This window comes from Halorubrum aethiopicum, assembly GCF_001542905.1.
In the GTDB taxonomy this organism is placed as follows: Archaea; Halobacteriota; Halobacteria; order Halobacteriales; family Haloferacaceae; genus Halorubrum; species Halorubrum aethiopicum.
This window is the reverse complement of record NZ_LOAJ01000001.1, coordinates 566370-579223: the sequence shown is the minus strand read 5'-3', so window position 1 is coordinate 579223 and position 12854 is coordinate 566370. Positions and strand designations below refer to the sequence as shown.

Here is a 12854-nt window from a genome sequence, read left to right as displayed (position 1 = left end):
CGAGCGGGCGGGATCTGACGACCGCGTCAGAATCCCCAGCGGATCCCGGACATCGTCCCGAGGATGGCGATCATCAGGAGGAGTTCGACCATGCTCAACATCCCGTACTTCTTGTTCAACTCGGCGAGCCGCTCGTGGTCGGTGTCCTCGGCGGCGATCTCGTCGAACATCCCGGAGGTGAACGCGTGGAGCGGGCCGAACCCGAGCACGAGCAGCGCGGCCGCGAGCACGAGCGCCGCCCACAGCGACGGCGAGGGCGAGGCCAGAAGCCCCATCATCGAGGCGAGCCCGATCCCGGAGCCCACGACCCCGAGCGAGACCGGCTCCATGAGGAGGTTCATCTTCGGAACGAACCCCTCGGCGAACTCGACGTTCGCCCCCTCGGAGAGCGACCCCATCACGGGACCCAGGACGACCGCGCCGAGCACCGCGGTGCCGAACCAGAACGCGCCGAGGAAGAGGTGGACGGTGAACATGGCCCGGACGTCGCCGGAGAGGTAGCCGAGGACGGGCAAGAGAAGGGGGACCGCGATCGCGCCGACCGCGAACGGTCGGCTCGCGGCGTCGGCCATCAGACGGTACCGTTCGCGACGGGTCGACGGTCTGTGTGCGTCGGCAAGTGACATGTCGGATCGCTCAGTGACGGATCGACCGTGTAGTATCGGATCCATAAGTGGTTTGGTTGGTACGAATACATGTGTGTACGTTCGCGGGAATCGGATCCTTTCGGTAAGGTTTCGAGTGAAAAAAAGCGTTACGTTTCGGGTGCCAGCGGCACGGGCGTTTCAACGGAGATCCGAGCGATACAACTGCGATCGTTGCTAGCGCGGTGAACACGTCCAAAGCCCCAGTCGTGAGGACTCGGGATCCTTGCCGTCGTTCGAAACGGTGAGAGGTGCCTTTGGCGATGTCGTCAGAACGCCTCGGAATCTGACCCCTAGCCGGACGCAGTCCGACAATGACGAAACGGCTGAGCCGTTTCGAACCACGCTCCCCGCTCGGTCGCTGTCTCCCTCGCTACGGTGCTTACTGCGCGGCCGCCGTCGTCCTCGCGACGGCGAGGCGCTGCGCGTCTCCCGCAGCCGACGGCGGAAGCCGGCGGCGACCTCGCGGGCTCCTCACAGCTTCCGGGCCGCTCGGAGGCGCGCCACCACGGACGCGTCGGTCGTTTCGGTCGTCCGCTTCGGCCGTCCCTTCGTCTTCGATTTCCCTTCCGACTCAGTCGTCCGCGAGCGACGCGATGTCGACCCCGGCGGCGACCTCGCGGGCTCCTCACAGCTTCCGGGCCGCTCGGAGGCGCGCCACCACGGACGCGTCGGTCGTTTCGGTCGTCCGCTTCGGCCGTCCCTTCGTCTTCGATTTCCCTTCCGACTCAGTCGTCCGCGAGCGACGCGATGTCGACCCCGGCGGCGTCCTCGCGAGTGACGGTCGAGCGGTTCGTCCGCGGGTCCTTCTCGACGGTCACGAGCTCGTCCGCGGCCCCCACCAGCTCGTCGTCGTGGCTCACGATCACGATCTGTTTGACGCCGAACCCGCGCATCTCCTCGACGAGGTCGACGAGCCGGGAGACGTGTCCGGAATCGAGGAAGACGGTCGGCTCGTCGAGGATCAACGGAGGTGTGGGCGCGGCCCCCTCTATCCCCTCCGCGAGCAGCCGGTAGATCGCACAGCGCAGCGAGAGGTTGAAAAGCGCCCGCTCGCCGCCCGAGAGCTGCTCGGGGTCGAGCGCCTCCCCGTCCTTCTGGTACACCGTGAGCGCGTACTCGCCGTCGAGCTCGATGTGCGAGTACGCGTCGTTGCCGTACACCAGCTCGAACGTCTCGTTGAGCGTGCGCTCGAGCTCCCGGACGTTGCGCTGGCGCAGCTCCGCGCGGAGGTCGCCGTAGGTCGCCTCCAGCTCCGTCGTCTCCTCGTGGAGCGACTCGAGCGCCGCGACCGTCTCGGCGAGCGCCTCGCGCTCCTCGCGGAGCTCCTCTAACGCCTCGATCTCGCCGCGCGCCCCGCCGATCGCGTTCTGGAGTTCGGTCCGCCGCTCGTCGAGCCGGTCGAGCTCCGCTTCGACCCGCTCGAGGTACTCCTCGGCGTCCTCCTTCCGCTCGCGTGCGGCCTCGACCGCCTCCTCGTCGACCGCCTCGCGAAGCTCGTCGCGTCGCTCGCGCTTGTCCGCGAGCCGGTCGCGGCGCTCGTCGTTCACGGCCTCCAGGTCCGCGCGCTTCTCGCGTCGTCGCTCGATCTCCGCCTCCAGCTCCTCGATCTCCGCGAGCCGTTTCTCGACCGCGTCGACCGCCCCGCGGGCGTCCGCGACGCGCTCGAGCGCCTCCTCCAACTCCGCGACCCGCTCCGCGGTCGCCGTCGCTTCCTCGCGTTTCTCCTCGGCGACCTCCCGCGTCGACTCGGCCTCCTCGCGCTTTTCGGTCGCCGCCTCGCGCTTTTCGGTCGCCGCCTCGCGCTTTTCGGTCGCCGCCTCGCGCTTCTCCGCGGCCCGCTCCTCGAGGATCCCGGTCGTCTCGTCGATCTCCGCGAGCCGCTCGGCCGCGTCCGCGAGCGCGTCGACCTCCGCGAGCCGCTCGTCGAGGTCGCTCGCCCGCTCGCGCGCGGATTCCAGTTTCCCCTCCAGCTCCCCGACCCGCTCGCGGTCCTCCTCGATCCCCGTCGCGTGGGGGGCGTCCTCGACCGGCTGGCCGCACTCGGGACACTTGCCGGCGGCGAGCAGCTCCTCGGCCTCCGCGACGCGCTCGCGGGCGTTCTTCAGCTCCGTCTCCAGCCCCGCGATCCGCTCGCGGATCTCTCCGCGGCGTTCCCGCAGCGTCTCGCGGCGGTCGGTCACGCCCTCGCGGTCGACGTCGGCGTCGGCCGTCTCGAACCGCTCGCGGAGCGTCTCGGCCTCCTCGCGGAGCTCCTCGATCGAGGTCTCCCGCTCGTCGGCCTCCCGCTCTGCCGCGTCGGCCGCCTCGGCGAGTTCCTCGGCCTCCTCCTCGAGCCCGTCGGCGCGCTCGGCGAGGTCGTCCGCCTTCGCCGCGAGGTTGGTCGCCTGGTTGCGGAACGCCTCGGCTCTCACCCGCCGGTCGTCGAGCTCCTCGCGGATCTCCGCCTCCCGGTCGTCGAGCTCCTCGCGGCGCGCCGCCATCGCCTCGTCGGTCGCGACCTCGAGCCCGGCCGCGTCGAGCCGGTCGTCGATCGCCGACTCGAGCTCCGCGACGCGCTCGCGGGTCTCGCGGATCGCCTCCCGGTGGTCCTCGCGGTCGCGTTCGGTCTCGCGGATCGCCGTCTCGATCGACTCGACGTCCTCCTCGACCGCCGCCAGCTCGGACCGTTTCTCCTCGTGGGTCTCGAGCGTCTCGGCCGCCGCCTCCCGCGTCTCCCTCGCGCGCTCCCGCTGGGTCTCGTAGTGCTCGATCCGGTCGGTCACCTCGCCGAGGTCGCTCTCGAGCCCGTTGAGCCGCTCGTGGAGGTCCTCCCCCTCCTTCCGCTCGATCCGCGTCTCCTTCTCCTCGAGGACGGCCCGCTTCGCGTTCAACACGTCCTCCACACCCAGGCGGGCGTCGCCCGCGCGCTCGCGATACTCCTCGAGCGTGCCGAGCTGGAGGAGGTCGTCTATCACGTCCTGACGCTGGCTCGGCGTGGCGTTGATGAGCGCGTTCACCTCGCCCTGTCGGACGTACGCGCAGTTGACGAACGCGTCGGCGTCCATCCGAAGCAGCTCGGTCACGAACCGCCTCACCGCCGTCGCGCCGTCTCGCGTCGCGTCGCCGCCGCCGGTCGTCTCGAGGGAACAGTCGTGGTCGACGCGGTCGTCGTATCGGCGGAGCCGCCGCTCGACGTGATACGAGACGCCGTCGTGGGTGAACCAGAGGTCCACCTCCGTTTCCTCCTCGCCGTTCGTGATCACGTCCTCGAGGGTTCCCTCCAGCGCCTTGGAGCCGTACAGCGCGAAGAAGCAGGCCTCGAGCAGCGACGACTTGCCGCTCCCGTTGATCCCGTGAATGACGGTGACGCCCTCGGAGAGCCGGAGGTCGGCGTCGCCGTACGGCTTGAAGTTCGAGAGCCGGATCCGGTCGAACCTCACAGGTAGTCCTCCATGGAGACCTGCCCGTCCGCCGGCGTGGACCGGTCGGATCGATCGTTTTCGTCGTCGGTCGCGTCGTCGTCGGCCGATCTCTCGTCAGCCGATCCTTCGTCGGCCGTGTCGGCCTCGGTCGCATCGTCGTCGATCGGGTCGCGTTCCGACGCTTTCTCCGGATCGCCGTCACCTCCCGACGCCTCCTCGCGGCCGGTGTTTTCCGCGTCGCTCTCGCCTTCGGCGTCGTCCGCGGCGGCGAACGCGGATGGGTCGTCGAGCCGCTCCTCGACGCGGTTCTTCACGGTCTCGCGGACGTTGGCGTCGGCGATCGAGTCCGACCGGACCGCGTCGTCGACGTCGAGCCCGGCCGCCGAGAGCCCCATCTCCGCGATCCGCTCGCGGACGGCCGCCTCGGGGTCGGCGAAGCTCACGTTGAACTCCTCGTCGGTCTCCACCGTTCGGCGGTCGGTGACGCGCGCGACGAGTGCGCCCTCGGCGTCCGCGAACTCCTCGACCGCGGCCGGGGTGACCGGGTCGCCCTCACCGGTTATCTCGACGAGCACGACGGCGTCGGCGAGGTCGTGTTCGCGGACCCGCTCGCGGACGCGCGCCTCGCCCTCGTCGGGTCCGAGTTCGACGCTCACGAAGACGAACTCGCGGGTGTCGAGCGCGCGTCGGCGGATCTCCACGCGGTCGTCGCCGCCGACGGACGCCTCGTCGAAGCTCACGAGGTTGTAGCCGCGTCCCTCGCGCTCGCTCGCGCTCGCGCGCTCGGTCGACCCCGGATAGGTGACCCACGTCCCCGCGACCTCGGCGCTGTCGGGGGTGTGGTTGTCGCCGAGGAGCATCGCGTCGAAGTCGACGTCGCTCTCCGCGAGGACGGTCTCCGTGTCCCAGTCGGCGTGGGCGAACGGCTCGAAGAGGCCGTGTGCGACGAGCGCCGCGTAGTCGGCATCGTGCGGCTCGAAGTCGTACTTGAGGTCGTCGCGGCGGGAGACGGGGACGTGATCGAGGCCGTAGAAGGCGACGTCGCCGACGACGGTCGGGGCGTCGCCGAGCCGGGTCGCGAGCCCGAGCCGTTCGAAGAGGTCGAGCCACTGGCCTCCCCGCGTCGACTCGTGGTTGCCCACGACGGCGAGGAACGGGATCCCGGCGTCCGCGAGCCGCCGGAGGACGGCGATGGTCCCCATGAGGTCGGGGAGTTCGGGCCGCCGGTCGTGAAAGAGGTCGCCCGCGTGGACGACGGCGTCGACGTCGTCGTCGACCGCGTCGTCGACGACGGCCCCGAACGCGTCGAGGAAGTCCTGGCGTCTGACCGGCGAGTGGTACTGCTGGTACCCGACGTGGGTGTCGCCGGTGTGGATCACCCGTGTCATCGGCTCGACGGTTGGCCCGTGTCGGGTTTAGGGGTTCCGGGCCGGTCGGATGGATCGAGGCGGTCGGGTCCGTCGGGACGATCGGGATGCTCGGATCGACCGGGAGGGTTCCCCGATCCCGACGCGACGGCCCGGTACCGGCGGTACGCCTCGAGCGCCTCGCGCCCGCGGGCGGCGAGGTCGGCGTCGCCGTCGCGGTCCGCCTCGTCTGCCGCCGTCTCGAGCCGGTCGAGCCCGACGGCCTCGACGAAACCGGCCGCTCGGCGGAGATCGGTCCGGGCGGCGTCCGCCTCGGCTATCACCGCCGCGTACGGGCGGGTCGCGGTGTCCGTTCGGGTCGCGAGCGCGGCGAGCGCCCGTTTGACGTCGTCCGTCGAGACCATGCGGCGGCTGGGTCGACATCGGGTTTAGACCCTCGGGGGCTCGCGGGCGGGAGCGGAGCGGGATCGCGGCTCTCGGTCGGATCGGGCGGCGAGCCGCCGATCAGACCGCCAGCGAGTACAGCCGCTTGCGGGCGTCGGTAAAGGAAAAGCGGGAGTCGATCACGTCCTCCTCCTCGAGCCGGGAGAGCGCGTACCGGACGGTCCGCGGGGGGAGAAGCGTCTCCTCGGCGAGTTGGCTCTGGGTCAGCGTGTCGTTGTAATCGAGGACCTTCGCGACGAGCTTGGCGCTCGGCGGCAGGTCGCGAACGGCCTCCCAGCGGTCCGAGACGTCCTCGTCGGCGGCGACGGCTTCCGTGGTGCTCATGCGTGGTCGTCAGTATATCATGCCGTTAGATAATATTTACTATCCTGTTTTATTACTATAGGGAATATACATTCGCGGCGGAACGGATCTCGAGTGCCCCCACCCGAAGCCTCTTATCCGCGAGACGCTTTATTACGGGTAATGAGTGACACCGTCGACGACGTCGACATGCCCTACGACGAGGGATCGGCGTCGAGACAGGAGAAGATCGAGACCCTCCAGGAGCGGCTGGAGGTCCTCGAGACGCAGAACGAGGAGATGCGCGACAAGCTCCTCGACGCCAACGCCGAGAACAACAAGTACCAACAGAAGCTCGAGCGGCTCACCCACGAGAACAAGAAGCTCAAGCAGTCGCCGCTGTTCGTGGCCACGGTCCAGGAGCTCACGGAGGACGGCGCGGTCATCAAACAGCACGGCAACAACCAGGAGGCGCTGACGGAGATCACGGAGGAGATGCGCGAGGAGATCGGCCCCGACGACCGGGTCGCGGTCAACAACTCGCTGTCCGTCGTCAAGAAGCTCGAGAAGGAGACGGACGTCCGCGCCCGCGTCATGCAGGTCGAACACTCCCCGGACGTCACCTACAACGACATCGGCGGGCTCGAAGACCAGATGCAGGAGGTCCGCGAGACCGTCGAGATGCCGCTCGAGCGTCCCGAGATGTTCGAGGACGTCGGCATCCAGCCGCCGAGCGGCGTCCTGTTGTACGGCCCGCCGGGGACCGGCAAGACGATGCTGGCGAAGGCGGTCGCCAACGAGACGGACGCCACCTTCATCAAGATGGCCGGCTCCGAACTCGTCCACAAGTTCATCGGCGAGGGCGCGAAGCTCGTCCGCGACCTCTTCGAGGTCGCCCGCGAGAACCAGCCCGCCGTCCTGTTCATCGACGAGATCGACGCCATCGCCTCGAAGCGGACGGACTCGAAGACCTCCGGCGACGCCGAGGTCCAGCGCACGATGATGCAGTTGCTCTCGGAGATGGACGGCTTCGACGAGCGCGGCGAGGTGCGGATCATCGCCGCCACCAACCGCTTCGACATGCTCGATCCCGCCATCCTCCGTCCCGGCCGCTTCGACCGGCTCATCGAGGTACCCAAACCCGACACCGCGGGCCGGGAGATCATCTTCCGGATCCACACCCGCAAGATGAACCTCGCCGACGGGATCGACTTCACGGAGCTCGCCGGCATGGTCGAGGACGCCTCCGGCGCGGACATCAAGGCGATCTGTACCGAGGCCGGGATGTTCGCGATCCGCGACGACCGGACGCAGGTCACGCTCGAGGACTTCCTCGAGGCCTACGAGAAGCTCCAGGAGACCGACGAGACCGACGCCGACGACTCGCTCGCGTTCGCGTAGGTCGCCCGACCGCCCCCCGCCGTCCCGGCCGAAAGCCGGTGGTTTATATCGCCCGCCGCCGTTCTCGGATCAACGAGGGACCATCGTGACGACCGCAGAGTTCTCGTGTCCGGGCTGTAACCAGACCATCGAGGTGAACGACGAGATGCGCGAGACCATCCTCGAGGTCGGCTGCCCCGTCTGTACGACCGCCGTGAGCGACGACGACTTCGCCGAGGCGTAGCCGCCTCGGTCCGCGCCTCCCGATCGAACTCGTCCGTTCGCCTTCCCCGGCCGTTCGTCTTCCTCGCCCGTTCGCCTTTCCCGGCCGTTCGCCTTCCTCGCCCGTCCGCCCTCTCGCTTTCCCGCTCGTCCGTTCGTCTTTTTCTTCCACGCACGCGAAGCGCCCGCATGAACGACTCCCCCGGCCTCGAGACGAGCCGGCTCGACGAGCTGACGTGGCGCGAGGTCGACTCCGCGCTCGAGGAGACCCGGACGCTGCTGCTTCCGGTCGGCAGCGTCGAACAGCACGGCCACCACCTGCCGCTCGGCGTCGACGTCTTCATGCCCGAGGCGATCGGGGCGCTCGTGGCCGAGCGCGTCCCGGCGCTTCTCGCCCCGCCGATCCCGTACGGTGTCACTCCCCACCACACGTTCAAGCCGGGGACGGTGACGGTGTCGACGGAGACGTTCCAGCGGTACGTCTTCGACGTCTGTGACTCCGCGGCCGACTGGGGGATCGAACACGTCCTGCTCGTCAACGGCCACTACCTCGCCCAGGACCCCGAACTGGAGATCGTCGTCCGCCGGCTCCGGACCGAAAGCGACGTGGAGGCGTTCCACGTCCCGCTCGTGGAGCTGTTCGCGGACGTCGCCGAGGAGATACGGACGGGCGAGGTGTCGTTTCACGCCTCGGAGTTCGAGACGAGCATCATGCTGGAGCTGTTTCCCGAACTCGTCGACATGGACGCCGCGACCGCGGTCGATCCCCCCGCGGAGTCGCTCCCGCTCACCGACTACGACGCGCTCGGCGAGAACGAGGTCGGCTGGGCGTTCACCGCCGACGAGATGGCGTCGATCACTCCCGCGGGCAACGTCGGGGACCCGACGGTCGCGACGGCAGAGAAGGGGGCGGCGCTCGTCGACGCGGCGGTCTCCGACGTGGTGACGCTGATCGAGGAGCTGGAGCGTCGGCGACGCGAGGAGTGAATCGAGACGGGAGACGGAGCGAGAGGGAACGGAGTCGAGAGACGGGACGCGAGGAGTGGACGGAATCGAGAGGCGAGGAAGCGGAGGTCCGGGGAACTACTCGTCGCGGTCGACGACGACGGTGCGGCCGGTCAGCCGGTCGGGAGCGAGCCGGTAGAGCTGGATGTCGAGGTCGGGCTTGCCGTCGGCCCAGATCTCGAAGAGCGGCCGGCGGGTCTCGCCGTACTGGGCGATCGTCTCGGGGGTGAGCGTCGCGGGGTCGACCCGCTCGAGCGTCCCGACGGCGACGACGCTGGTGTAGCTCCCGTCGTCCTCCTCGTACACCACGATCCGGGCGTCGGGATCGGAGCCGAGGAACTCGCGTTTCTCGCTGTCGACGGTGGAGACCAGCCGCAGGAACGCCTCGCGTGAGTTCTCGTCGTAGCCGTAGGAGATCGGGATCGCGTACGGGGTGTCGTCGCGGGCGAGCGAGAGCACGCCGGTCTCGTGGCGGGCGAGGAACGCGTCGATCTCGGACGCGGACATCTCAGCCTCGCGCTTCGTCGTCATACGCTACGTCTCTACACACGGGGGCATAAACCACACGAGACCGGCCGACGCCCCCGGCGCTCGCGGGACGCGTGACGGTCGCCGCCGGCGACCGAGGAGGGGCTCTCCGCCGGCGGTCAGGGAGGGGCCTCCGACGGCGAGTTCGGGGAGTTCCGACCGCCGATCACTCCACCGCGGGGGCGGTGAGGTCGGCGTCGACGACGGGCGCGCCGCAGACGACACAGCCGGCCTCGAGCAGCGCCTCCCGCATCGCGTCGTCCACCTCGAACGAGCGGCGACACTCCGGGCAGACGAAGGTGTGTGTGGGTGTCGTCATGGATGCGAGTACGACGGCCGTCCCTATCAAACGATCATCGTGTTCCCACGCCGTCAGAATCCGGCCGGTCGGGTCCCGCGACGACCGCGCCGGTCTCGCGTCGCGCGGCGGCCCCGCGGCCCCGGGACGTCGTCAGTCGAGCACCGTCGCGAGGATCTTCCGCTGGGCGGCCGCGATGTGCTCGCTGAACGTCGAGCGGTCGATGTCGAGCTCCGCGGCCACCTCCCCCGCGTTCGCCCCCTTCGGGTGATCGAAGTAGCCGGCGTCGTAGGCGGCCGAGAGCACCTCGCGCTGGCGCTCGGTCAGTTCGCTCCGGTCGAAGGTGACCAGGTCGCTCTCCTCCGGCGTCGTCGACGACTGTAACAGCCGCAGCACCCGCATGTCCGCACAGGACTCCTGGAGGTCCTCGAGGACCCCCCGCAGCGTCGGGAGATCGGTCGCGTGAAACGTCACGAGGAGCCGGCCGTCCCGGACCACCGTCTCCGTCGCCGGGACGCCGTGGCGGTCGAGCACGGAGAACGGCGACTCGTCGGCACACGGCACCTCGAACCGGTAGGCCGCCTTCCGGCCGTAATCGAACACCGTCTCGACGCCCTCCGGGACCTCGAGGTCGGCGTCCGCGAGGAACTCGATCACGACGGTGTCGCCGGCGGCGTCGGCGGGGACGCCGGGGTCCCGTTCCTCGCCGTCGTCGGGCGTCCCGTCGTCTGGCACCCCGTCGTCCGGCGTCTCGTCGTCCGGCATCCCGCCATCCTCGCCGTCGTCGCCCGCCGGACGGTCGTCAGCGGCCGGCTCGGGGGCGATCCGGCTCCGTGCCACGCTGTAGATCGGGGTCGACCCGTCGACAACGCCGTCGAACGGCGACGGCGACGACGTCGGCAGCGAGACCTCCGCCCTGATGCCGGCTCCCATCGTTCGTTCCTCCCTGCCGCCGGACAAAACGTTGACGGCCCGTCCGCCGCCACCGTTCGGCGGGCGAACGCTCCCCGCCGTCTCCCCCGCGCCCTCGTCGATAGCTTATAAAACACCCCGCATATACAGGGACGGGGTTCGGGGGGACGGAGGGCGGATCTATAGATATGAAACGAGACCCGTCCCGCCTGGGTGGCCCGACGACGCTGACGGAGGCCGACGACGACCTGGACACCGCGTTCGACGCGCTCTCGGATCCCGACTGTCGGCGCATCCTCGCCGCGGTGGACGAGCCGATGACCACGAACGAGATCGCCGACGACTGCGACATCGCTCTCTCGACGGCCTACCGCAAGGTCGAGCGACTGAGCGAGACGCCGCTTCTCGCCGAGGGGGTCCGGTTCGACCCGAACGGCGACCACGCGGCCGAGTACTCCCGCGGCGTCACCGACGCCACCGTCGAGCTCTCCGACGCCGGCGTTCGGCTGACGATGGAGTCCGCGGACGCCGACGCGTCCATCGCCGCCTTCGACGCGCCCGGCGTCTCCGCGGACTGAGCCCGCCGAGCGGTCGCCGTCGACGGCGGTACCCCGCCTCCTGCCGTCGTTTTCGATCCTGAGAACCGGACGATCATCATTATACGTCCCGTTGGCCGACGGTTGGCGTATGACCGACTCGCCGGAACCCGAGACCCTTCTCGATCTCGCGGGGGAGACGGTCGTCGTGCTCGACGAGGAGGGAGCCTTCCGGTACCTCAACGCGACCGTCACCGACGTTCTCGGGTTCGAACCCGCCGATCTCGTCGGCGAGAGCGTCCTCGAGTTCGTCCACCCCGACGACGAGAGACGGGTGGAGCGGCTCTTCGCGACCGCCGTCGACGGCGTGCCGCCGGAGGAGACCTTCGAGTACCGGTACCGAACCGCAGACGGCGAATGGGTCTGGCTCCAGAGCGACCTGTACCCGCCCGCGGAGACCGGCGTCGACGGCTACGTGATGAGTTCGCGGAACGTCACGGGGGAGGTCGAGTCGATCCGCCGGCTGGAGACCATCGTCTCGACGTCGCCGGACGTGCTCTGGATGTTCGACGCGGACTGGTCCGAGCTGCTGTTCGCGAACGACTCGCTCGGAACCGTGTTCGGGATGACTTCGGCCGACCTCCGCGCGGATCCGAGTCGGTTCCTCGACGTCGTCCACCCGGACGATCGCCGCGCGGTCGAACGCGCGATGGCGCGGCTCTCGGCGGGAGAGCCGGTGCGCATCGACTACCGGATCGAGCCCTCGACGGGCGAGGCGAAGTGGGTCCGCGTGCCGGCCGAACCGGTCTACGAGGACGGCGGCGAGGGGATCGTCGCGATCTCCGGATTCGCTCGGGACGTCACCGCCGAGTACCGGCGGAACCGCCAGCTGACGGTGATGGACAACCTGTTGCGTCACACCATCCGGAACGACATGAACGTCGTGATGGGGACCGCAGAGCGGATCGCCGACCGAACGACCGACGGGCTCGAGACCCACGCGGAGACGATCCGCCGCGTCGCCGCGGAGCTCCTCGACACCGCGGAGAAACAGCGGGACGTGATCGATCTGCTGGGGGAGAGCGGAGCCCCGCGGCCGCTCCCAGTCGAGCCGCTGGTCTCCGAGGCGGTCGAGCGGGTTCGGACCCGCGATCCCCGCGCCGAGTTCGACGTCTCGTGCGTCACGGAGGCGACCGCGGTCGCGGTCCCGGAGCTCCGGTACGCGATCGACGAACTCGTCGAGAACGCGGTCGAGCACGCCGAGTCGGCCCCCGTCGTTCGGATCGGGGTGGGCCGCGAGGACGAGCGGGTCGCGATCGCGGTCAGGGACAACTGCCCGCCGATCCCGACCGAACAGCGCCGAGCCGTCACCGACGAGTGGGAGATGGACCGCCTCAGACACACCGTCGGGATGGGGCTGTGGCTCGTCTACTGGATCGCCGAGCGGTCCGGCGGGAGTCTCGCGTTCGACACCCACCCGAACGGGAACGTCGTCACGCTCTGCCTCCCCGGCGCGCGGGAGACCGCGTGTGAGTGCGCCGTGGAGTCGACGGGGACGCGAGAGCCGACCGGAGCGGAGATCCCGGCCGAGGCGCGAGAGCCGACCGGGACGTGGATTCCGACGGGACCGATGGAGGCGACGGCGGAGGCGACGACGCGGGGGTCAGATCCCGCGTCGCGGCGGTCGTTCGACTCCGAGCGCCGGAGCGGGGCCATCGACGACCGGGGAAGTGAGACGGTCGACCTCGACCGGGAAAGCGGGACGATCGACCGCGACCGACGGGACGGGATCGCGCGCGAGTGACCCACGCTCGCGGACGATCGTGCGGATT

At 69.6% G+C, this 12854-nt stretch carries 13 protein-coding genes; 5 read left to right on the top strand and 8 right to left on the bottom strand.

All coding sequences use genetic code 11. The features are described 5' to 3' along the window. Positions 1–26 precede the first annotated feature (26 nt). From AXA68_RS02775 to AXA68_RS02755, 5 genes are all read right to left on the bottom strand, one after another. Complete coding sequence (locus AXA68_RS02775; protein WP_066412500.1) at positions 27–572, bottom strand: hypothetical protein; 546 nt, start codon at positions 570–572, stop codon at positions 27–29. 800 nt (positions 573–1372) lie between these two features. Beyond that, positions 1373–4066: a DNA double-strand break repair ATPase Rad50 gene (gene rad50 / locus AXA68_RS02770; RefSeq protein ID WP_066412498.1), complete on the bottom strand. Its 2694-nt coding sequence runs from the start codon at positions 4064–4066 to the stop codon at positions 1373–1375. Next, positions 4063–5436 carry a DNA double-strand break repair protein Mre11 gene (gene mre11, locus AXA68_RS02765; RefSeq protein ID WP_066412495.1) on the bottom strand — a complete coding sequence of 458 codons (1374 nt, stop codon included), beginning with the start codon at positions 5434–5436 and terminating at the stop codon, positions 4063–4065. The genes rad50 and mre11 overlap by 4 nt, the downstream gene beginning before the upstream one ends. Continuing rightward, on the bottom strand, positions 5433–5819 hold the full coding sequence (locus AXA68_RS02760) for a hypothetical protein (RefSeq protein ID WP_066412492.1): 387 nt from the start codon (positions 5817–5819) through the stop codon (positions 5433–5435). The genes mre11 and AXA68_RS02760 overlap by 4 nt, the downstream gene beginning before the upstream one ends. A 100-nt stretch (positions 5820–5919) precedes the next feature. Further along, positions 5920–6183 carry a MarR family transcriptional regulator gene (locus AXA68_RS02755; RefSeq protein ID WP_066412490.1) on the bottom strand — a complete coding sequence of 88 codons (264 nt, stop codon included), beginning with the start codon at positions 6181–6183 and terminating at the stop codon, positions 5920–5922. A 141-nt stretch (positions 6184–6324) separates the two neighbouring features. Here AXA68_RS02755 and pan1 point away from each other — a divergent pair, with 141 nt between their 5' ends. The 3 genes from pan1 (at position 6325) to AXA68_RS02745 (ending at position 8730) form a co-directional block, all read left to right on the top strand. Beyond that, the gene (gene pan1, locus AXA68_RS02750) at positions 6325–7542 is read left to right on the top strand and encodes a proteasome-activating nucleotidase Pan1 (RefSeq protein ID WP_066412488.1); all 1218 of its coding nucleotides are present in this window, start codon (positions 6325–6327) and stop codon (positions 7540–7542) included. Positions 7543–7627: 85 nt separating this feature from the next. Further along, a complete protein-coding gene (locus AXA68_RS16590; protein WP_142985070.1) occupies positions 7628–7765 on the top strand; it encodes a DUF7560 family zinc ribbon protein in 138 nt (45 codons plus the stop codon). Positions 7766–7932: 167 nt separating this feature from the next. Then, positions 7933–8730 carry a creatininase family protein gene (locus AXA68_RS02745; RefSeq protein ID WP_066412486.1) on the top strand — a complete coding sequence of 266 codons (798 nt, stop codon included), beginning with the start codon at positions 7933–7935 and terminating at the stop codon, positions 8728–8730. Between the two features lie 96 nt (positions 8731–8826). Here the strand turns inward: AXA68_RS02745 and AXA68_RS02740 are convergent, their stop codons facing one another. The 3 genes from AXA68_RS02740 to AXA68_RS02735 form a co-directional block, all read right to left on the bottom strand. Continuing rightward, a complete protein-coding gene (locus tag AXA68_RS02740; protein WP_066412484.1) occupies positions 8827–9279 on the bottom strand; it encodes a pyridoxamine 5'-phosphate oxidase family protein in 453 nt (150 codons plus the stop codon). Between the two features lie 163 nt (positions 9280–9442). Continuing rightward, positions 9443–9595: a DUF7560 family zinc ribbon protein gene (locus AXA68_RS17020; protein ID WP_198530012.1), complete on the bottom strand. Its 153-nt coding sequence runs from the start codon at positions 9593–9595 to the stop codon at positions 9443–9445. Positions 9596–9727: 132 nt separating this feature from the next. Then, the gene (locus AXA68_RS02735) at positions 9728–10507 is read right to left on the bottom strand and encodes a helix-turn-helix domain-containing protein (protein WP_066412482.1); all 780 of its coding nucleotides are present in this window, start codon (positions 10505–10507) and stop codon (positions 9728–9730) included. Positions 10508–10674: 167 nt separating this feature from the next. Here AXA68_RS02735 and AXA68_RS02730 point away from each other — a divergent pair, with 167 nt between their 5' ends. Together AXA68_RS02730 and AXA68_RS02725 are read left to right on the top strand one after the other, a co-directional pair. Continuing rightward, positions 10675–11064, top strand: coding sequence for a winged helix-turn-helix domain-containing protein (locus tag AXA68_RS02730; RefSeq protein ID WP_066412480.1), 390 nt, complete (start codon positions 10675–10677; stop codon positions 11062–11064). A 109-nt stretch (positions 11065–11173) separates the two neighbouring features. Further along, on the top strand, positions 11174–12826 hold the full coding sequence (locus AXA68_RS02725; RefSeq protein ID WP_066412472.1) for a PAS domain-containing sensor histidine kinase: 1653 nt from the start codon (positions 11174–11176) through the stop codon (positions 12824–12826). The last annotated feature ends 28 nt before the right edge of the window (positions 12827–12854 follow it).

Bases quoted from the DNA above. Each gene is read 5' to 3' on its own strand.
- AXA68_RS02735 (WP_066412482.1), bottom strand. From the start codon at position 10,507: ATGGGAGCCGGCATCAGGGCGGAGGTCTCGCTGCCGACGTCGTCGCCG.
- mre11 (WP_066412495.1), bottom strand. From the start codon at position 5,436: ATGACACGGGTGATCCACACCGGCGACACCCACGTCGGGTACCAGCAG.
- AXA68_RS02755 (WP_066412490.1), bottom strand. From the start codon at position 6,183: ATGAGCACCACGGAAGCCGTCGCCGCCGACGAGGACGTCTCGGACCGC.
- AXA68_RS02775 (WP_066412500.1), bottom strand. From the start codon at position 572: ATGGCCGACGCCGCGAGCCGACCGTTCGCGGTCGGCGCGATCGCGGTC.
- pan1 (WP_066412488.1), top strand. From the start codon at position 6,325: ATGAGTGACACCGTCGACGACGTCGACATGCCCTACGACGAGGGATCG.
- AXA68_RS02760 (WP_066412492.1), bottom strand. From the start codon at position 5,819: ATGGTCTCGACGGACGACGTCAAACGGGCGCTCGCCGCGCTCGCGACC.
- AXA68_RS17020 (WP_198530012.1), bottom strand. From the start codon at position 9,595: ATGACGACACCCACACACACCTTCGTCTGCCCGGAGTGTCGCCGCTCG.
- AXA68_RS02745 (WP_066412486.1), top strand. From the start codon at position 7,933: ATGAACGACTCCCCCGGCCTCGAGACGAGCCGGCTCGACGAGCTGACG.
- AXA68_RS02740 (WP_066412484.1), bottom strand. From the start codon at position 9,279: ATGACGACGAAGCGCGAGGCTGAGATGTCCGCGTCCGAGATCGACGCG.
- AXA68_RS02730 (WP_066412480.1), top strand. From the start codon at position 10,675: ATGAAACGAGACCCGTCCCGCCTGGGTGGCCCGACGACGCTGACGGAG.
- AXA68_RS02725 (WP_066412472.1), top strand. From the start codon at position 11,174: ATGACCGACTCGCCGGAACCCGAGACCCTTCTCGATCTCGCGGGGGAG.